Raw genomic sequence first — 20,461 nt, forward strand, 5'->3', positions numbered from 1 at the left:
GGGTTGATATACCCGCTTAATCAGTTTAGTCGATAGAGCGTAATAACTCATTAAGACCGGTTTTGCCTAAGGTTTTGGCATCAACCTTTTTCACGATGACGGCGCAATACAAACTGTATTTACCGTCTTTAGAAGGCAGGTTGCCGGAAACAACCACAGAACCCGCCGGTACGCGACCGTAGTGAACTTCGCCGGTTTCGCGGTCATAAATCTTGGTGCTCTGACCAATGTAGACACCCATTGAAATCACGCAGCCGTCTTCAACGATAACACCTTCAACGATTTCAGAACGTGCGCCGATGAAGCAATTGTCACCGATAATAGTAGGGTTGGCCTGGAGGGGTTCCAGAACGCCACCGATGCCTACGCCGCCGGACAGGTGTACGTTTTTACCGATCTGCGCGCAAGAACCTACTGTTGCCCAGGTATCAACCATGGTGCCTTCATCAACGTATGCGCCGATGTTGACGTAAGAAGGCATCAGAACCACGTTACGTGCAATGAAAGAGCCTTTACGCACGGCTGCCGGTGGCACCACGCGGAAACCTTCACGCTTGAAGCGAGCTTCATCGTAATCGGCAAATTTCATTGGAACTTTGTCGTAGAAACGGTTTTCTGCGCCCTCCATAACTTCGTTATCGTTGATTCTGAAAGAGAGCAGTACCGCCTTCTTCAGCCACTGATGCGTAACCCATTCGCCGTCAATCTTCTCGGCAACGCGCAGCTCGCCGCTGTCGATTTTGTTGATAACCTGATTAACCGCGTCGCGCGTTTCGCTGTCGACGTTGGCCGGAGTGATATCTGCACGGCGCTCGAAGGCCTGTTCAATGACGGTTTGCAATTCCATACTCTTCTCTTTATCTGATAGTGATGTTGAAAGTAAAATAGCCAAGCATTACTTGTATCATATTTTATCGAAGGGGTTGAGCACCTCAGTCAATCTATGCTCAATTTCCCGACGCGTTTGTTTATCTAATGCCCGACGTTCGCCGTTGGCAAGGATAAATAAATCCTCGACCCGCTCGCCGATAGTAGATATGCGCGCGCCGTGAAGCGACAGCCCCAGATCGGCAAATACTTCGCCGACGCGCGCAAGCAGGCCGGGTTGGTCCAGCGCGACCAGTTCCATATACGTTCTGCGATCGGTGTGGGTTGGCAGGAAACTGACCTCCGTTGGTACGCTGAAATTACGCAGCTTGGGTGAAGGTCGGCGCGCTCGCGGCGGCTGGTAAGCTTGTAGCATCGCCTGTTCCAGAGCAAAACGCGTGGTTTCGTGACGATCCTGCGCCAGCGGATTGCCGTCTGGTTCAAGCACGATAAAGGTGTCCATCGCCATACCGTCGCGATTGGTAAAAATCTGGGCGTCATGGATGCTGAGATTGCGACGGTCGAGCTCTCCGGCAACGGCGGCAAACAGATAGGGTTTGTCCGGACTCCAGATAAATATCTCGGTTCCGCCGCGCGTCGCCTGTCGGCTTACCAGCACCAGCGGCTTGGTTGAGTCATGGTCAAGCAGATGACGGGCGTGCCAGGCCAGCTGATTCGGGGTGTGGCGCAGGAAATAGTCAGAGCGGCAGCGGCTCCAGATACGGTGCAGCGCCTCTTCGTCAATATTGTCCATACGCAGCAGTGCCAACGCCTGCAGGCGGTGATGGCGTACTCTTTCGCGCAAATCAGGCGTATGTTGGGTGCCGCGACGCAGCTGTTTTTCGGTCGCAAAATAGAGCTCGCGTATCAGGCTCTGCTTCCAGCTATTCCAAAGGGTTTCGTTGGTGGCGCAGATATCGGCGACGGTCAGGCAAACCAAATAACGCAGGCGATTTTCAGTTTGCATTTCGGCCGCAAACTGCTGGATCTCAGTGGGATCCTGAATGTCTCGGCGCTGGGCGGTAACCGACATCAACAAGTGGCAGCGCACCAGCCAGGAAACCAGCTGGCTTTCGTTGGAGTTCAGCCCGTGCAGTTCGGCAAATTCCTGCGCGTCGTGCGCACCCAGTATGGAGTGGTCACCGCCGCGGCCCTTAGCGATATCGTGGAACAGCGCCGCCATCAGCAGCAGCTCGGGCTGCGGCAGACGCGGGAAGAGATCCACGCACAGGGGATGACGTGGACGCGTTTCTTCGTCGGCAAAGCTTTCAAGCTTTTGCAGCACGCGAACGGTGTGTTCATCAACGGTGTAGGCGTGGAACAGGTCGAACTGCATCTGACCGACAATCAGACCCCATTGCGGCATGTAGGCCCAAAGCACGCTGTGGCGGTGCATGGGAACCAGCGCCCGCGATACTGCGCCCGGATGGCGCAGTATCGCCATAAAAATTTCGCGCGCTTCTGGAATGGTGCAGAGTGGCGTTTTCAAATGCCGACGCATACGGCGCAGCAAACGCACCGTGGTCGAGTAAATGCCTTTTATCTCACGATGACGCACCATCAGATAAAACATGCTGATAATGGCCTGCGGCTGGCGGTCAAACAGCGTCTCGTCGCGCACGTCAATCAGGTCACCGCGCAGCTGGAAGTTGTCGTCCAGCGGACGTGGTTTTTCATTAGGCCCAATCGCCAAAATCGCTTCATCAAACAGTTGCAACAGCATCTGGTTCAGCTCGCCAACGCGTCGCGTCATACGATAAAAGTCTTTCATCATTCGCTCAACCGGCTCATTTCCTTCGCCCTGGTACTGCAAAAGCTGGGCAACGTTGAGTTGGCGGTCAAACAGCAGGCGGTTGTCGTAGCGGTTGAGGATAAGATGTAGGGCAAAGCGAATACGCCACAGGAAGCTTTGACACTCGTTTATTTCATTGCGTTCGGCCTTGGTCAGAAAACCAAAGCTGACCATTTCATCAAGCGACGTTGCGCCAAAGTGGCGGCGTGCTACCCACAGCAGCGTGTGAATGTCACGCAGGCCGCCGGGGCTGCTTTTGATATCCGGCTCAAGATTATAGCTGGTGCCGTGATAGCGCTGATGGCGTTCGTTTTGTTCGTCAATCTTGGCGCGGAAGAAGGTGGGGGAAGGCCAGAATCCGTCGCTAAAAATATGCTTTTGCATATTCAGGAACAGCGCAACGTCGCCGCAAATCAGGCGAGATTCAATAAGATTGGTAGCAACGGTCAAATCCGCCAATCCTTCGAGCAGGCACTCTTCCAGCGTACGCACACTGTGGCCTACTTCCAGTCTCAGGTCCCACAGCAGAGTGATCAGCTCGCCAATCCGCTGTGCCTGCTGATCGTTGAGTCGTTTTTGGCTAAGTACCAGCACGTCGATATCCGACAGCGGATGCAGTTCGCCACGGCCGTAGCCGCCCACCGCGACCATAGCGGTTTCGGGAATTTTATCAAAACCGAAGAAAATCCACAGCCGCTGCAGCATTTGGTCAATATAAAGCGAGCGGGCGGCGACTAATTCTTCAACACTCTGCCCACAGTTAAACGCCTCGGCCAGCCACAACTGGAACTCGTCCATGTGCTGTTTGAGTGACTGGCGATTAAGTGCTTCATCGGGATAAGAAGAAGGGGACGCGGGCTTTTCAGGAAACGTGCGCGTTATCTCAACCGGCAGTGGCAGAGCAAGGTGAACAAGATCTTTAGACAAAAACGAATCAGACATAAGTGTGCAGCCTGTATGGATGTAAATGACAAAATTAATAACAATGACATAATACTTCGAAAAAAAACCGGCGATATCTGCCGGCTTCTACTGCACTACTTTTTACGGCTTAATTCGCTGCCGCAGATTCATGCGTTAATACGCGTGGCAATGTCTCGTCTTTACGCAGGGTCATGATTTCACAACCATTTTCTGTAACAACCAGAGTGTGCTCATACTGCGCTGACAGGCTGCGATCTTTGGTTTTTACCGTCCAACCGTCTTTCATGGTGCGAATGCGGAAATCACCGGCGTTGACCATAGGTTCAACCGTAAAGGCCATGCCCGGTTGCAACACTACGCCGCCGTCATCCGCATCGTAGTGCACCACCTGAGGCTCTTCATGGAAGCCTTCGCCGATGCCGTGCCCGCAGTATTCCCGCACGACAGAGAATTTTTCGGCCTCAACAAACTGCTGAATCGCCTTGCCCAACGTACGCAGGCGGATACCCGGCTTGATCAATTTCAGTGCGAGATACAGGCTTTCTTGGGTGATGCGACACAGGCGCTCGCCGAGGATGGTTGGCTTGCCGACCAAAAACATGGTGGAGGTATCGCCGTGGAAGCCGTCTTTAATCACCGTCACGTCGATGTTGACGATATCGCCGTCTTTCAGAATGCGCTCATCGTCAGGAATGCCGTGGCAAACCACCTCGTTGATAGAGATACACACTGATTTCGGGAAACCGTGGTAATCCAGACAGGCGGGAATTGCCTGCTGTTTGATAGTGATATGGTCGTGACAGATACGGTCAAGCTCACCGGTGCTGACCCCAGGTTTTACATAGGGTTCGATGATTTCCAGCACTTCTGCAGCCAAGCGTCCGGCTACGCGCATTTTTTCGATGTCTTGAGGTGTTTTGATTGAAATTGCCATGAAAGAATCCTGCTGGTGTCATGTTTTTGACGACCTTTATTTCAACAGCCTTTATTTATGCCTGCGGGTCGTCAATAATTAGCTAGGCCACATGGTATCAGCCCTGTTATGAGCTGCCAAATTATCATTATCCCGCCGCGCTTTTGTTTAAGTAAAGTTGGTTTCTGGTCGATATTTATGGTATAAAGCGCGCCGGCAATCACTGTATTGTCTCTGTAAAAAGGCTCCGGTCTTGCGCGGACGGCATAAAGTGAATGAGCCAATTACTCACTCATTTGTGTACTTATTCGTTTAATAAGTAATAACACACACGTATCGACACCTGCGCCGGGGTGCCCTGAAAACGCCGTCTTAGATGGCATTTTACGGGGTCGGTTGCACGGGATACGTGGAGGCATAACCCCAAACATTTACTATAGAGGTTTTATCATGGCAACTGTTTCCATGCGCGACATGCTCAAGGCCGGTGTACACTTCGGTCACCAGACCCGTTACTGGAACCCGAAAATGAAGCCATTCATCTTCGGTGCTCGTAACAAGGTTCACATCATCAACCTTGAGAAAACTGTACCAATGTTCAACGAAGCTCTGGCTGAGTTGACCAAGATCTCTTCCCGTAAAGGTAAGATCCTGTTCGTTGGTACCAAACGCGCAGCAAGCGAAGCGGTAAAAGACGCTGCACACAACTGCGACCAGTTCTTCGTGAACCATCGCTGGTTGGGCGGCATGCTGACTAACTGGAAAACCGTTCGTCAGTCCATCAAACGTCTGAAAGATCTGGAAATCCAATCACAAGACGGCACTTTCGAAAAGCTGACCAAAAAAGAAGCTCTGATGCGTACTCGCGAGCTTGCGAAGCTGGAAAATAGCCTGGGCGGTATCAAGGATATGGGTGGTCTTCCTGATGCACTGTTTGTTGTCGATGCCGACCACGAACACATTGCAATCAAAGAAGCTAACAACCTGGGTATCCCGGTATTCGCTATTGTTGATACCAACTCCGATCCGGATGGCGTTGACTTCGTTATCCCTGGTAACGATGACGCAATCCGTGCAGTGAATCTGTACCTGAGCGCCGTTGCTGCCACTGTTCGTGAAGGCCGTTCTCAAGACTTGGCTGTTCAGGCAGAAGAAAGCTTCGTAGAAGCTGAATAATAAGGACGGCTCCGATATACCCAATAGATTTCAAGGTGCAGTAAGGCGGCAACTGAACGAATCCCCCGGAATTTACATCAGTAAATGATTGGGTGAGCGAAGGCAGCCAACGCACATGCAGATTGAAAGATGATGGGTATGCAGCCCTTATTAACCAGGTATTGAATATGTTGGTTAGGGGGCCTTAATTGGCCCCCTTTGCTTATCTTAAATGCGAGAAATATCTCAACGCAAAAATCCTTTTTGCACTGGGATAATCGAGGAAAAAACAATGGCTGATATTACCGCTGCCCTGGTAAAAGAACTGCGCGAACGTACCGGCGCTGGCATGATGGATTGTAAGAAAGCTCTGGTTGAAGCTAACGGCGACATCGAGCTGTCCATTGAAAACATGCGTAAATCTGGCGCGATCAAAGCGGCTAAGAAAGCAGGCAACGTAGCTGCTGACGGCGTGATCAAAACCAAAATCGAAGGCAACTATGGTCTGATTCTGGAAGTTAACTGCCAGACTGACTTCGTGGCTAAAGATGCTGGCTTCCAGGCCTTTGCAGAAAAAGTGCTGGATGCTGCTTTTGCAGGCAAAATCACTGACATCGAAGTGCTGAAAGCACAGTTCGAAGAAGAGCGTGTAGCTTTAGTTGCAAAAATCGGTGAGAACATCAACATTCGTCGTATCGCTTCTCTGGAAGGCGACGTAATGGGTAGCTACCTGCACGGTGCTCGCATCGGCGTTCTGGTTGCTGCTAAAGGCGCTGACGAAGAGCTGGTTAAACAAATTGCTATGCACGTTGCTGCAAGCAAGCCAGAATTCGTTAAGCCTGAAGACGTGTCTGCTGAAGTGGTAGAAAAAGAGTATCAGGTTCAGCTGGACATCGCTATGCAGTCTGGCAAGCCTAAAGAAATCGCAGAGAAAATGGTTGAAGGCCGCATGAAGAAATTCACCGGTGAAGTTTCTCTGACAGGTCAGCCTTTCGTTATCGAACCAAGCAAAACTGTTGCTCAGGTTCTGAAAGAGCACAACGCTGACGTGACTGATTTCATCCGCTTTGAAGTGGGCGAAGGCATTCAGAAAGCTGAGACTGACTTTGCTGCAGAAGTTGCTGCAATGAGCAAACAGTCTTAATGCTGGATTGATGTAAAAAACGGAACCGCTAAATTGGCGGTTCCGTTTTATCCAGCCTTGAACTATCCAAAGGTTCAAGCCTCTAGCAGTTATGTCAGATAGCCTTTAATGTCTGATAACATCACAGGATTTGTGATGCAAAAAAAACGACCATCCCATTACGACACATTGCTTCTTAGGACAGACACCATGGCTACCAATGCGAAACCCGTTTATCAGCGTATCCTGCTAAAACTCAGTGGCGAAGCCCTGCAGGGCAGTGAAGGTTTTGGTATCGATGCGAGCGTTTTGGATCGCATGGCACAGGAAGTTAAAGAGCTGGTTGAGTTGGGCATCCAGGTGGGTGTCGTGATTGGCGGCGGAAACTTGTTCCGCGGTGCCGGTCTTGCTCAGGCAGGAATGAACCGCGTCGTGGGCGATCACATGGGAATGCTGGCCACGGTAATGAATGGTCTGGCAATGCGTGATGCACTGCACCGTGCCTATGTGAATGCTCGCCTGATGTCTGCAATTCCGCTTAACGGCGTTTGCGACAACTACAGCTGGGCCGAAGCGATTAGCCTGCTGCGTAACAACCGCGTCGTGATTTTTGCAGCCGGTACCGGCAACCCATTCTTTACCACGGATTCTGCAGCCTGTTTGCGCGGGATCGAGATCGAAGCTGACGTGGTGCTTAAAGCGACTAAAGTTGACGGCGTCTTCTCTGCCGATCCGGTTAAGCACCCGGACGCTACCATGTTCGATCATCTGACTTATACCGACGTGCTGGACAAAGAGTTGAAAGTGATGGACCTTGCCGCCTTTACGCTGGCTCGTGACCACAATCTGCCGATTCGCGTTTTCAACATGAACAAACCTGGCGCACTGCGTCGCGTGGTTATGGGCGAGAACGAAGGTACGCTGATTTCTAAAGCTGAGTAACCTGTCGTTGCCTCAAACGACCATTTTGAATATTCACGGACTATACTAAGATTATGGTCTGCCTAGTAACCCGTTTCCAAAGGTTCGCAACGTGATAAATGACATCAGAAAAGATGCTGAAATTCGCATGGGTAAATGCGTTGAAGCATTCGAAAACAACATTAATAAAATCCGCACCGGCCGTGCACAGCCGAGCATTCTTGACGGTATTCAGGTTGAATACTACGGCTCTAAAACTCCACTGCGCCAGTTGGCAAACGTGGTGGTCGAAGATGCACGTACTCTGGCCGTTACCGTGTTTGACCGCTCTATCAGCGCCGCTGTAGAAAAGGCCATCATGACTTCCGACCTGGGCCTGAACCCTATGTCTGCCGGCAGCACTATTCGCGTGCCGTTGCCTCCGCTGACTGAAGAACGTCGTAAAGACTTCATCAAGATCGTACGTGGTGAAGCAGAGCAGGGCCGTGTTTCCGTACGTAACGTACGTCGCGATGCCAATGATAAAGTTAAAGCTCTCCTGAAAGATAAAGAGATCAGCGAAGACGAAGATCGCCGCTCTCAGGAAGATATTCAGAAAATGACCGACGTGTTTATCAAGGCTGTTGATAAGGCACTGAGTGATAAAGAAGCAGAGCTGCTGGATTTCTAATCTATTGCAGGCTATTTCCAAAAGCGTCGCAAATGCGGCGCTTTATTTTTTAAAAAAAACATATCCTACAAAACTCCCATACTTAATTGTAAATTAAGAATTTATCAATAAAATGGGCAGCATCCCGTCGAAGTGAACCACAGTAATTGGTGCTTTAATCTGATAGACAAGCGGCCCAAGGCGTAACAGACTGTGTCACCTCCGATAATGACTTTCGCTATATTGAGTACCTTCATGAAGCAACTGACTATTCTTGGCTCAACCGGTTCTGTTGGCACCAGCACACTGTCCGTAGTGCGCGCTAACCCCGACGCCTTTGCCGTTCGTGCGTTGGTCGCAGGCACAAATATCAAGGTTATGGCCGAACAGTGCCTGGAGTTTTCTCCGCAATATGCCTCAATGGCTGATGAAACGTCTGCTTCGGAGCTGAGACGCATTCTAAAAGAGCAGGGCAGCAAGACTGAAGTCATGTCGGGCGTGAAGGCTGCCTGTGAGTTGGCGGCGCTGGACGACGTAGATCAAGTTCTTTCAGCCATTGTGGGTGCCGCCGGGCTGTTGCCAACGCTTGCCGCAGTAAAAGCCGGTAAACGCATTCTGCTCGCCAACAAAGAGTCTCTGGTGACCTGTGGTCGCATCTTTATGGATGCGGTGCGTGAAAGCCACAGCCAGCTGTTACCTATCGACAGCGAACATAACGCCATTTTTCAGAGCCTGCCGGAAAATGTTCAGCAAGAGCTTGGCTATGCGTCACTTGAAAAGAATGGCGTCTCGCGCATTATTCTCACCGGCTCCGGCGGTCCTTTCCGCGAACTGCCGCTTAACGAACTTTCGGCGGTGACGCCTGACCAGGCTTGTGCGCATCCTAACTGGTCAATGGGCCGTAAGATTTCTGTCGATTCCGCCACGATGATGAACAAAGGGCTGGAGTATATTGAGGCTCGCTGGTTGTTCAATGCGTCGGCAGAGCAAATGGAAGTAATTATTCACCCGCAGTCGATGATTCACTCGATGGTGAGATACGTCGACGGCAGTGTATTGGCACAGCTTGGGTCACCCGATATGCGCACGCCAATTGCCCATGCCATGGCCTATCCTAAGCGCGTTGCGGCGGGCGTAGAGCCTTTAGATTTTTGCAAGATGGGGGCGTTGACCTTTAGTGAGCCGGATTTCAGTCGTTATCCATGCCTTAAGCTGGCAATTGAAGCCAGCCGCACCGGACAGGCTGCAACCACCGCGCTTAACGCCGCCAACGAAATTTCCGTCGCCGCGTTCTTGGCAGGGAAAATTCGCTTTACCGATATTGCCGAACTCAATCGTCAGGTAATGGAAAAAACCTTGCCTGGTGAACCTCAATGCGTGGAGGCGGTTCTAGACATTGATCGCGCCGCCAGAGAGAGAGCACTGTTGTTATTACAGTCATTTAGTCTGTAAAATTATACGTCAATGATTGAGGTCGTTTGTTCGAACAACGTTGAAATGATATAGTCTGCGCCTCCTGATAACGCATAATTGCGTTTAATGGCGTTACTTCTCATTTTTAAGTACGTTGGTAGTCCGGTTAGGCCGTGCCTGATAGGGTTCACGGCTTTTTTACGCGCACGCTTCATCATGCACGCGAATGCAAAAGTACCCGATGACGTCGTAAATTCTAGCTAAAGGAAATGAGTACGGGTTATGTCGTTCGAGAATCAACAAATGACTGATACAACTTGTCTGCTACCGCGCCATGTTGCCATTATTATGGATGGAAATGGCCGCTGGGCGAAACGTCAGGGAAAAATGCGGGTCTTTGGTCATAAAGCGGGAGTGAAATCCGTACGTAGAGCCGTGAGCTTTGCTGCAAGCCATCACCTTGATGCACTCACGCTTTATGCCTTTAGCAGTGAAAACTGGAATCGCCCTGTTCAGGAAGTTTCTGCATTAATGCAGCTTTTTGTTCGAGCGTTAGACAGTGAAGTAAAAAGTCTGCACAAACATAATGTTAGATTGCGGATTATTGGCGATCTCAGCCGTTTTAGCTCGCGCTTGCAGGATATGATCCGTCGTTCAGAAACGCTTACACAAAACAACGACGGTCTTACGCTTAACATCGCCGCCAATTACGGCGGACGGTGGGATATTATTCAGGGCGTAAAGAAACTGGCGGCTCAGGTTGAAGCTGGTACACTGCGGGCGGAGCAAATCACGGAAGAGGCCCTCGGCGCGTCTGTTTGTATGAGCGAGTTGGCACCTGTGGATCTGGTGATCAGAACCGGTGGGGAACATCGAATCAGTAACTTTTTGCTGTGGCAGATTGCCTATGCAGAACTCTACTTTACCGACGTCCTCTGGCCTGATTTTGATGAAATTGTCTTTGAAGGTGCGCTGAATGCTTTTGCACAACGCGAGCGTCGCTTCGGGGGGACTACACCTATCGGCGCCAATGCGTCCTAGGGAGAACTTTTGCTGAAGTATCGCATTATCACAGCTTTGATTTTGATTCCTATTGTTATTGCGGCGCTGTTTTTGCTGCCGCCAGTAGGCTTTGCCGTTGTCAACATCGTGGTTTGCATGCTGGCCGCGTGGGAATGGGGACAATTTTCAGGATTTGCATCACGTTCACAGCGCTTGTGGTTGGCCATTCTTTGCGGTTTACTGCTCACCGCAATGATGTGGAGCCTACCTGCCTATCAACAGTTGGATCACCTTGCGCTTGTTAATGGGTCCCTCTGGTTTTCACTGGCCTGGTGGATTGCGGCATTTGTGCTGGTTGTTGCTTATCCCGGCTCTGCGGCGCTATGGCGTAACTCGCGGACGCTGAGACTGATATTTGGTTTACTGACCATTATTCCTTTCTTCTGGGGTATGCTGTCACTGCGGCTTTATGGCTATGCAGAAAATCATTACAACGGAGCTTGGTGGTTGCTGTATGTCATGCTGCTGGTTTGGGGCGCTGACTCAGGTGCCTACCTGTTTGGAAAACTGTTTGGAAAACACAAGCTCGCCCCTAAAGTCTCTCCAGGAAAAACTTGGGAAGGTCTGGTTGGCGGTCTGTTAACCTCGGCCCTGATATCATGGCTGTTCGGTCGCTATGCGCCGTTAGACGTTGTTCCTTCAACCCTGTTGATTTGTTCTATTATTGCGGCGCTGGCCTCTGTACTCGGCGATTTGACCGAAAGCATGTTTAAGCGTGAAGCAGGAATTAAAGACAGTGGTAATTTAATACCCGGTCACGGTGGAATTATGGACCGTATCGACAGCCTTACTGCTGCGGTGCCGGTGTTTGCCTGCCTCATGCTGTTAGTGTATTAACCTTTCTGCCGGCGGCAGTTTTTAAGGAATAGTTGGGATTATGATGAACATACTCTGGAGCTTGGCCGCCTTTATTGTTGCATTGGGGGTGCTTATCACCGTGCACGAATTTGGCCATTTCTGGGTTGCTCGTCGCTGTGGCGTTCACGTAGAACGTTTCTCTGTCGGGTTTGGACGAGCGCTGTGGAGCCGTACTGACAAACGGGGAACCGAATACGTGCTCGCCCTTATTCCTTTGGGTGGCTATGTCAAAATGCTCGACGAGCGCGTTGAAGCCGTTGCCCCAGAACTCCGCTATCAATCCTTCAATAACAAAAAAGTCTGGCAGCGCGCGGCTATTATCAGTGCGGGGCCAATCGCTAATTTCATTTTTGCCGTTTTTGCCTACTGGCTGGTGTTCATTATAGGCGTGCCTAGCGTACGTCCCGTGGTTGGCGAAATCACCCCGCAGTCCGTTGCTTCTCAAGTCAATATTTTACCAGGAATGGAACTTAAGTCTGTTGCCGGTATCGAAACGCCTGATTGGGATTCAGTTCGAATGGCATTGATTGGCGAAATTGGCGACGCAAAAACGACCATTGGTTTTGCTCCTTTTGGCTCCAATCAGGTTACCGAAAAGCAGCTTGATCTAAAAGCTTGGCATTTTGATCCAGAAAAACAGGATCCCGTTGTTGCGTTGGGGATTATTCCTCGCGGCCCGCAGATTGAATCCGTTATGGCTCAAATTCAGGCCGACTCCGCCGCGCAGAAGGCCGGTTTGCAAGCGGGCGACAGGATAGTTAAAGTTGATGGTCAGGTTTTAGTAAGTTGGCAAGCTTTTGCGATTCAGGTACGCGATAATCCGGGCAAGCCAATGGCGTTGGAAGTCGAACGTAACGGTCAGCCTTTGAACTTAACGCTGATACCGGACACTAAATCTGTGGGAAAAGGGCAGGTGCAGGGTTTTGCCGGCGTAGTGCCTAAAATTATCCCGCTGCCTGAAGAGTACAAAACGATTCGCCAGTATGGGCCGTTTATGGCGTTTTATCAGGCTGGGGATAAAACCTGGCAACTGATGAAATTAACGGTCAATATGCTGGGCAAGTTAATAACCGGTGATGTGAAGCTGAACAACCTGAGTGGCCCTATTTCCATCGCACAGGGCGCAGGGATGTCAGCTGAGTACGGATTAATATACTACTTGATGTTTTTGGCACTGATCAGTGTCAATCTCGGTATTATCAATCTGTTCCCGTTACCGGTGTTAGATGGTGGTCACCTGTTGTTTTTGGCAATAGAAAAGCTCAAAGGTGGGCCAGTTTCCGAGCGAGTTCAGGACTTCAGTTACCGCATTGGCTCAGTTTTGCTGATGTTGTTGATGGGGCTTGCACTTTTCAATGATTTCTCCCGTCTTTAAGGCGGAGATTAGGTTAGGAAGACGCATAACAACGATGGCGATCAAAAAGTTGCTCATAGCGTCGCTGCTGTTTGGCAGCGCAACCGTATACGGTGCAGATGGATTCGTAGTGAAGGATATTCATTTCGAAGGCCTACAGCGCGTTGCCGTCGGTGCGGCGTTACTCAATATGCCGGTTCGCGTAGGGGATACAGTTACCGACGATGATATCAGTAATACCATTCGTGCATTGTTTGCCACAGGCAACTTTGAGGACGTTCGCGTCCTGCGCGATGGCGATTCACTGATTGTTCAAGTCAAGGAGCGCCCAACAATCGCCAGCATCACCTTCTCCGGCAACAAAGCCGTGAAGGATGACATGCTGAAACAAAACCTTGAAGCCTCTGGTGTCAGGGTTGGCGAAGCGCTCGACCGTACAACAATTTCCAGCATCGAAAAAGGCTTGGAAGACTTTTACTACAGCGTGGGTAAATACAGCGCGTCAGTAAAAGCCGTTGTTACGCCGTTACCCCGCAACCGCGTAGACTTGAAACTGGTCTTTACCGAAGGTGTCTCTGCACAAATTCAGCAGATTAACATCGTGGGTAATCACGCTTTCAGCACCGATCAATTGGTTTCTCAATTCCAGCTGCGTGACGAAGTACCGTGGTGGAACGTTATTGGGGATCGTAAATACCAGAAGCAGAAGCTTTCCGGAGACCTGGAAACCCTGCGCAGTTACTATCTGGATCGCGGTTATGCGCGTTTCAACATTGACTCTACTCAGGTCAGCCTCACGCCGGACAAAAAGGGCATTTACATCACCCTGAACATCCACGAAGGCGACCAGTATAAAGTTACAGGCGTGCAAGTTGCCGGTAACATGCAGGGTCACTCGGCTGAAGTCGAAAGCCTGAGCAAGATAAACAACGGTGAGCTTTACAGCGGTGCCAAAGTCACCAAAATTGAAAACGACATCAAAGCGATGTTGGGTCGTTACGGCTATGCCTACCCGACTGTAACCACACAGCCGGAAGTTAACGACAAAGACAAAACCGTTATTCTGCACGTCAGTGTAGATGCCGGTAACCGTTACTACGTTCGTCACGTTCGCTTCGAAGGCAACGACACCAGCAAAGATACCGTGCTGCGTCGTGAAATGCGCCAGATGGAAGGAACATGGCTCGGCAGTGACTTGGTCGATAAAGGCAAAGAGCGTTTGAACCGCCTTGGCTATTTCGACACGGTTGATGTTGAAACTCAGCGTGTGCCAGGTACAACAGATCAGGTTGACGTGGTTTACAAAGTTAAGGAACGTAACACCGGTACCTTTAACTTTGGCGTGGGTTATGGTTCAGAGAGCGGCGTCAGCTTTACCGTTGGTGTTCAGCAGGATAACTGGTTAGGTACCGGTTACCAGGCTGGCATCACGGGGACCAAAAATGACTACCAGACCTATACCGAACTGACGGTTACCAACCCGTACTTTACGGTTGATGGCGTGAGTCTGGGCGGTCGTGTGTTCTATAACGACTTTAAAGCAGATAACGCTGACCTGTCTGAATACACCAATAAAAGTTATGGTATTGGCGGAAACCTGGGCTTCCCGGTTAACGAAAATAACTCACTGCGTCTGGGTCTCGACTATGTTCACAATGACTTGTCGAACATGGAGCCGCAGGTATCAATGTTCCGTTACCTGAACAGCGTGGGCAAAGATCCAAGCGTGGTTGCAGGTGAGAATACCTCGGACGCAACCTTCAGCGCCGATGACTTCTTCCTGACGTTAGGCTGGGGTTATAATAATCTGGACCGTGGCTTCTTCCCGACTGCGGGTAGCAAGGCCAGCCTGAGCGGTAAAGTGACCGTGCCGGGCTCGACCAACGAATATTATAAAATCACCTTCGATGCAACCAGCTATCTGCCTCTGTCCGAGAGCCATAACTGGGTGTTGATGGGACGTGCTCGCGCCGGTTATGCCGACGGCCTGGGCGGTAAAGAAGTGCCGTTCTACGATAACTTCTATGCCGGTGGTTCAAGCAGCGTACGTGGTTTCCAGTCGAACACCATTGGTCCTAAAGCCGCTTACTACAACTGCCCGACCGGTGCGACTTCTTATAAAGGTTGCCCAATCGATAACTCCGACGATGCAGTGGGAGGTAATGCGATGGGGCTGCTTAGCGCCGAGCTTATCGTTCCAACGCCGTTTGTGGGTGATAAATACGCTAACTCACTGCGTACCTCTGTATTCGTAGACGGCGGTACCGTGTGGGATACCAATTGGGACAACACCGCAGAGACTATTGCTGCCGGCGTTCCTGATTACAGCAAACCAGGCAATATCCGTGTTTCTTCCGGTGTGGCATTGCAGTGGCAGTCTCCTTTGGGACCCCTGTCATTCTCTTATGCGCAACCTGTCAAGAAATACGATGGTGACAAGGCAGAACAGTTCCAGTTTAACATTGGTAAAACGTGGTAATCTGTTACCGCAACTGAGCCTTATCAGCAGAATCGCAAAGGCCTGAGTGATAGTCATATTCTCAGGCCTTATGCGTAATTTACTGTGCCTCGTGGCACAAACGGGTGATGGAAGGAGTTTATAGTGAAAAAGTGGTTATACGCCGCAGGCCTCGGATTAGTTATGGCTGCTTCAGCTAGCGTTCAGGCTGCTGACAAAATTGGTGTTGTAAACGTTCAGCAAGTTTTCCAACAAATGCCTGCTCGTGATGCTGTTGCCAAACAGCTGGAAAACGAATTCAAAGGCCGCGCAACTGCGCTGCAAGCTCAGGAAACTGCTCTGCAGTCTCAGATGCAAAACCTGCAACGTAATGCCGGTTCTATGAAAGCAGCTGACCGCGCCAAACTTGAAAAGCAAGTTATGGCTAACCGTGAAGATTTCTCTGCAAAAGCTCAGGCTTTTGACAATGACAATCGTAAACGTCAGGCTGAAGAGCGTAACAAAATCCTGGGTCGTATCCAGGACGCAGTGAAAACTGTAGCAGCTAAAGATGGTCTGGATATCGTCATCGACGCCAACGCTCTGGCTTATGCTTCTAACGACGCAAAAGACATCACTGACGAAGTGTTGAAACAGGTTAAATAAGCATGGCTTCAATTCGACTGGCTGATCTCGCACAGCAGTTGGATGCACAATTGCACGGTGATGGCTCTCTAGCCATCACCGGCATTGCTTCAATGCATTCCGCACACTCTGAGCAAATCACGTTTTTATCAAACAGCCGTTACCGTGAACAGTTGGCTTCCTGCAATGCAGGCGCTGTAGTGTTGACGGAAGCGGATCTGCCATTTTGCCAAAGTGCGGCATTAGTGGTTAAAAACCCGTATCTGACTTATGCACGCATGGCTCAAATTCTTGATACCACGCCTGCGCCAGCTCAAGATATTGCCCCAAGCGCCGTTATTTCTCCCGAAGCAAAACTCGGTGACCAGGTGTCTGTCGGTGCGAATGCGGTGATTGAATCGGGTGTTGAACTCGGTGATGGCGTCATTATCGGTGCAGGTTGTTTCATCGGTAAGGAGGCTAAAATTGGTGCCGGAACGCGTATTTGGGCTAATGTTTCTATCTACCATCGCGTGGAAATTGGTCAGAACTGTCTGATTCAGTCTGGAACGGTTATCGGCGCAGATGGCTTCGGTTACGCCAACGATCGCGGCAATTGGGTTAAAATTCCTCAGTTAGGAACGGTAATTATCGGCGATTCTGTCGAGATTGGTGCCTGTACTACCATCGACCGTGGCGCGCTTGACGACACCCAAATTGGTAACGGTGTTATCATTGATAATCAATGTCAGATTGCACACAACGTCGTGATTGGAGACAATACGGCGGTTGCAGGTGGCGTTATTATGGCGGGCAGTCTTAAAATTGGGCGTTATTGCCAGATTGGCGGTGCCAGCGTAATTAACGGCCATATGGAAATTTGTGATAAGGCCGTCGTCACTGGAATGGGAATGGTCATGCGACCAATTACCGAACCTGGGGTATACTCCTCCGGCATTCCGCTTCAGCCGAACAAAGTTTGGCGTAAGACTGCCGCGTTGGTTTTGAATATCGATGAGATGAATAAGCGCTTGAAAGCGGTAGAGCGTAAAATCGAAGAAGACTAATTCACCAACAACTTACAACTAAAAATCAATAAGTAAGATAATGATTTTGTTCTATACTTCACTATCTTTTCGATTCTTAGTCCCTATTTGCGGCCTGCACAATGTCCCTCTTTGAGGGGCACGCAGGCCGTGCTATTGATGATATCAGTAATTTTAGACAGGACGAGTATTTTGAGCACTCCTACTCACAACGATCACTCTCAAGAAGAAGTTAGCGTAGAAGGTTTTGGTATTGGAGAAATACTTGAGCTGCTTCCGCACCGTTTTCCGTTTTTGCTGGTTGACCGGGTTGTCGAATACACCCCACATAAAACGCTGCGTGCGATTAAAAATGTTTCTTTTAATGAGCCTTGTTTCCAGGGACATTTCCCGAGCAAGCCAATCTTCCCTGGCGTTCTGATCCTCGAAGCCATGGCGCAGGCTACTGGTCTGCTGGCGTTTAAAAGCGTCGGTAAACTTGAGCCAGGCGAGCTTTACTACTTTGCTGGCATTGACAGCGCACGCTTTAAAAAACCTGTGGTTCCAGGTGATACCATGGTTTTGGACGTTGAGTTTTTGAAAACTCGCCGCGGTGTGACCTGGTTCACTGGCGTAGCTAAAGTCGATGGCCAGGTAGTATGTGAAGCCCAGATGATGTGCGCCCGTAGTCAGGAGAAATAATCCGTGATTGATAAAACCGCCTTTATTCACCCTAGCGCCGTTGTTGAAGAGGGTGCCGTTATTGGTGCCGGTGTTCATATCGGACCTTTCTGCTATATCGGCTCTCAGGTCGAAATTGGCGAAGGCACCGAGCTCAAGTCTCATGTAGTGGTAAATGGCGTGACCAAAATTGGTCGTGACAACCGTATTTTTCAGTTCGTTTCCATTGGTGAAATTAACCAGGATCTGAAATATGCCGGTGAGCCAACGCGTGTAGAAGTGGGCGATCGCAACAATATTCGTGAGAGCGTGACCATTCACCGTGGTACCGTTCAAGGCGGCGAGCTGACTAAAGTAGGTAACGACAACCTGCTGATGGTGAATGCTCATATTGCTCATGACTGTGTGGTTGGCAATCGCTGTATTCTTGCCAACAACGCCACGTTGGGCGGCCACGTTCAGGTTGACGATTTCGCCATTATCGGCGGCATGACGGCAGTGCACCAGTGGTGCATTATCGGTGCCCACGTTATGGTCGGCGGCTGCTCCGGCGTTGCGCAGGACGTCCCTCCTTTTGTTATCGCTCAGGGAAATCACGCCACGCCGTTCGGTATTAATATCGAAGGGTTAAAGCGTCGTGGTTTCGACAAGCCTTCTCTTCATGCGATCCGTAACGCTTATAAAGTGTTGTATCGTAGTGGTAAAACACTGGAAGAGTCGCAGCCTGAGATTGCCGCTATTGCTGCCGAGTTCCCGGCAGTGAAGCCATTCAGCGATTTCTTTGCTCGTTCAACGCGCGGCATTATTCGTTAGTAGGTCATCGTTAACAGGCCTTGGCGAATAAGATTTGCTGATTTAGCAGCTCAACTGGATTTAATAAAACAATGGAAAAGTCCGTTCTGACAATCGGCCTGGTTGCCGGTGAAACATCCGGCGATATTTTAGGCGCGGGTTTGATCCGGGCACTGAAAGGCCACTATCCTGATGCACGGTTTGTGGGGGTCGCAGGACCTTTGATGCAGGCAGAAGGATGTGAAGCCTGGTTCGAAATGGAAGAGCTGGCGGTAATGGGCGTGGTTGAAGTGTTAGAGCGTTTGCCACGCCTGTTAAAAATACGCAAAGAACTGACTCAACGCTTCACCGAGCTGAAACCCGATGTTTTTATTGGCATCGACGCGCCGGATTTTAACATCACTCTCGAAGGCCGCCTTAAAAAGCACGGTATTCGCACTATTCATTATGTCAGCCCGTCGGTTTGGGCTTGGCGACAAAAACGTGTTTTCAAAATTGGCAAAGCGACCGATATGGTGTTGGCTTTCCTGCCTTTTGAAAAAGCGTTTTATGACAAATTTAACGTCCCCTGTCGTTTTATCGGTCATACCATGGCGGATTCAATGCCGCTGGAGCCTGATAAAGCACTGGCGCGCGCAACGCTGGGTATTCCTGTTGACGTGCACTGCCTGGCCCTGCTGCCCGGCAGTCGTAACGCGGAAGTTGAAATGCTCAGTGCGGATTTTTTAAAGACCGCGCTGCTGCTTCGCGAACGCTATCCCGATTTGCACATCGTCGTTCCATTGGTTAATGCCAAACGTCGCGAACAGTTCGAACGCATCAAGGCTGAAATTGCGCCCGACCTGCCGGCGCACCTGCTCGACGGTCAGGCTCGTGATGCGATGATTGCGAGCGATGCTGCACTGCTGGCCTCGGGCACTGCCGCGTTAGAGTGCATGCTGGCAAAATGCCCGATGGTCGTGGGATATCGCATGAAGCCGTTTACCTTCTGGTTGGCTAAACGACTGGTGAAAACGCCGTATGTTTCTTTGCCTAACCTGCTGGCAGGGCGTGAGATTGTCACCGAACTGCTTCAGGAAGAGTGCGTTCCCGATAAGCTTGCTGCCGCCCTGTTGCCGCTGCTGGCGGGCGGAGAAACCAGTCACCAACTGAAAGAGACCTTCCTCACGCTGCATGAAAGTATTCGACGTGACGCCGATGAACAGGCCGCGCAGGCAGTGATGGAGTTAGCCAGAAAATGAGTGAGATTTTTGTTTATCCGCAGGCGAATTTTATTGCCGGCGTGGATGAGGTGGGTCGTGGCCCGTTAGTGGGTGCGGTAGTGACTGCGGCGGTTATTCTTGACCCCGCGAGGCCGATTGCCGGTCTGGCTGATTCCAAAAAGCTCAGCGAAAAACGTCGTGAGTATTTGTATCATGAGATAAAAGAAAAAGCGTTGGCCTGGAGTCTTGGACGCGCGGAACCTGAAGAAATTGACCAGCTGAATATTCTGCACGCCACCATGCTGGCGATGCAAAGGGCGGTTGCCGGGCTGGCGAGGGTTCCCGATTTTGTACTGATAGACGGTAATCGATGCCCCACGTTGCCTATGGCTTCATTGGCCGTGGTAAAGGGTGACAGTCGCGTTGCAGAAATCAGTGCGGCGTCTATATTGGCTAAGGTGACGCGTGACCGCGAAATGGTTGAGCTTGATGCGGCATTTCCAGAGTATGGTTTTGCCAAACACAAAGGCTATCCAACCGCCGCGCATTTAGAGCAGCTTGCACGTCTTGGCGCAACGGCGCACCATAGGCGCAGCTTCGCTCCTGTCAGACGCGCCCTTGAAGATGTGTCGCTGTCGCGTTAATGGCGCACGGCAGAGAGCACCTATT

At 50.6% G+C, this 20,461-nt stretch carries 18 protein-coding genes; 15 read left to right on the forward strand and 3 right to left on the reverse strand.

Translation table 11 applies throughout. The features are described 5' to 3' along the window. Positions 1-25: 25 nt before the first annotated feature. The 3 genes from dapD to map all read right to left on the reverse strand — a co-directional run bounded on the left by dapD (position 26) and on the right by map (position 4,517). Positions 26-847, reverse strand: a complete 822-nt coding sequence (gene dapD, locus BS639_RS15640) for a 2,3,4,5-tetrahydropyridine-2,6-dicarboxylate N-succinyltransferase (protein ID WP_055773060.1) — start codon at positions 845-847, stop codon at positions 26-28. Between the two features lie 57 nt (positions 848-904). Then, on the reverse strand, positions 905-3,601 hold the full coding sequence (gene glnD / locus BS639_RS15645; RefSeq protein WP_084983567.1) for a bifunctional uridylyltransferase/uridylyl-removing protein GlnD: 2,697 nt from the start codon (positions 3,599-3,601) through the stop codon (positions 905-907). A 109-nt stretch (positions 3,602-3,710) separates the two neighbouring features. Continuing rightward, complete coding sequence (gene map / locus BS639_RS15650) at positions 3,711-4,517, reverse strand: type I methionyl aminopeptidase (protein ID WP_055773066.1); 807 nt, start codon at positions 4,515-4,517, stop codon at positions 3,711-3,713. A gap of 429 nt (positions 4,518-4,946) precedes the next feature. On the opposite strand from map, the gene rpsB reads away from it, so the two are divergent. From rpsB to rnhB, 15 genes are all read left to right on the forward strand, one after another. After that, positions 4,947-5,672 carry a 30S ribosomal protein S2 gene (gene rpsB, locus BS639_RS15655; RefSeq protein ID WP_009638348.1) on the forward strand — a complete coding sequence of 242 codons (726 nt, stop codon included), beginning with the start codon at positions 4,947-4,949 and terminating at the stop codon, positions 5,670-5,672. Between the two features lie 271 nt (positions 5,673-5,943). Further along, positions 5,944-6,795 carry a translation elongation factor Ts gene (tsf, locus tag BS639_RS15660; RefSeq protein ID WP_055773069.1) on the forward strand — a complete coding sequence of 284 codons (852 nt, stop codon included), beginning with the start codon at positions 5,944-5,946 and terminating at the stop codon, positions 6,793-6,795. Between the two features lie 189 nt (positions 6,796-6,984). Then, positions 6,985-7,716, forward strand: coding sequence for a UMP kinase (pyrH, locus tag BS639_RS15665; RefSeq protein WP_055773072.1), 732 nt, complete (start codon positions 6,985-6,987; stop codon positions 7,714-7,716). Between the two features lie 91 nt (positions 7,717-7,807). Then, positions 7,808-8,365 (forward strand): ribosome recycling factor, encoded by a 558-nt coding sequence (gene frr, locus BS639_RS15670; protein WP_055773073.1) that lies wholly within the window; start codon positions 7,808-7,810, stop codon positions 8,363-8,365. Between the two features lie 234 nt (positions 8,366-8,599). Next, positions 8,600-9,796, forward strand: coding sequence for a 1-deoxy-D-xylulose-5-phosphate reductoisomerase (ispC, locus tag BS639_RS15675; RefSeq protein WP_055773076.1), 1,197 nt, complete (start codon positions 8,600-8,602; stop codon positions 9,794-9,796). A 243-nt stretch (positions 9,797-10,039) separates the two neighbouring features. Beyond that, a complete protein-coding gene (gene ispU, locus BS639_RS15680) occupies positions 10,040-10,798 on the forward strand; it encodes a (2E,6E)-farnesyl-diphosphate-specific ditrans,polycis-undecaprenyl-diphosphate synthase (RefSeq protein ID WP_084983568.1) in 759 nt (252 codons plus the stop codon). Between the two features lie 9 nt (positions 10,799-10,807). Next, a complete protein-coding gene (gene cdsA / locus BS639_RS15685) occupies positions 10,808-11,656 on the forward strand; it encodes a phosphatidate cytidylyltransferase (RefSeq protein ID WP_055773082.1) in 849 nt (282 codons plus the stop codon). A gap of 40 nt (positions 11,657-11,696) precedes the next feature. Further along, the gene (rseP, locus tag BS639_RS15690) at positions 11,697-13,052 is read left to right on the forward strand and encodes a sigma E protease regulator RseP (protein ID WP_084983569.1); all 1,356 of its coding nucleotides are present in this window, start codon (positions 11,697-11,699) and stop codon (positions 13,050-13,052) included. A 34-nt stretch (positions 13,053-13,086) separates the two neighbouring features. Next, on the forward strand, positions 13,087-15,510 hold the full coding sequence (gene bamA, locus BS639_RS15695) for an outer membrane protein assembly factor BamA (protein WP_084983570.1): 2,424 nt from the start codon (positions 13,087-13,089) through the stop codon (positions 15,508-15,510). Between the two features lie 123 nt (positions 15,511-15,633). Beyond that, complete coding sequence (skp, locus tag BS639_RS15700) at positions 15,634-16,134, forward strand: molecular chaperone Skp (RefSeq protein WP_055773091.1); 501 nt, start codon at positions 15,634-15,636, stop codon at positions 16,132-16,134. Positions 16,135-16,136: 2 nt separating this feature from the next. Continuing rightward, positions 16,137-17,159, forward strand: a complete 1,023-nt coding sequence (gene lpxD / locus BS639_RS15705; RefSeq protein ID WP_084983571.1) for a UDP-3-O-(3-hydroxymyristoyl)glucosamine N-acyltransferase — start codon at positions 16,137-16,139, stop codon at positions 17,157-17,159. Between the two features lie 171 nt (positions 17,160-17,330). Continuing rightward, positions 17,331-17,819: a 3-hydroxyacyl-ACP dehydratase FabZ gene (fabZ, locus tag BS639_RS15710; protein ID WP_226950914.1), complete on the forward strand. Its 489-nt coding sequence runs from the start codon at positions 17,331-17,333 to the stop codon at positions 17,817-17,819. Positions 17,820-17,822: 3 nt separating this feature from the next. Beyond that, positions 17,823-18,611, forward strand: a complete 789-nt coding sequence (gene lpxA, locus BS639_RS15715) for an acyl-ACP--UDP-N-acetylglucosamine O-acyltransferase (protein ID WP_055773100.1) — start codon at positions 17,823-17,825, stop codon at positions 18,609-18,611. 71 nt (positions 18,612-18,682) lie between these two features. Then, positions 18,683-19,831, forward strand: a complete 1,149-nt coding sequence (gene lpxB, locus BS639_RS15720) for a lipid-A-disaccharide synthase (protein WP_084983572.1) — start codon at positions 18,683-18,685, stop codon at positions 19,829-19,831. Further along, entirely contained in the window at positions 19,828-20,436 is a 609-nt protein-coding gene (gene rnhB / locus BS639_RS15725; RefSeq protein WP_084983573.1) for a ribonuclease HII, read from the forward strand. Before lpxB ends, rnhB begins: the two co-directional genes overlap by 4 nt. Positions 20,437-20,461: the final 25 nt, after the last annotated feature.

It is taken from the genome of Rouxiella silvae (genome assembly GCF_002093625.1).
Lineage (GTDB): Bacteria > Pseudomonadota > Gammaproteobacteria > Enterobacterales > Enterobacteriaceae > Rouxiella > Rouxiella silvae.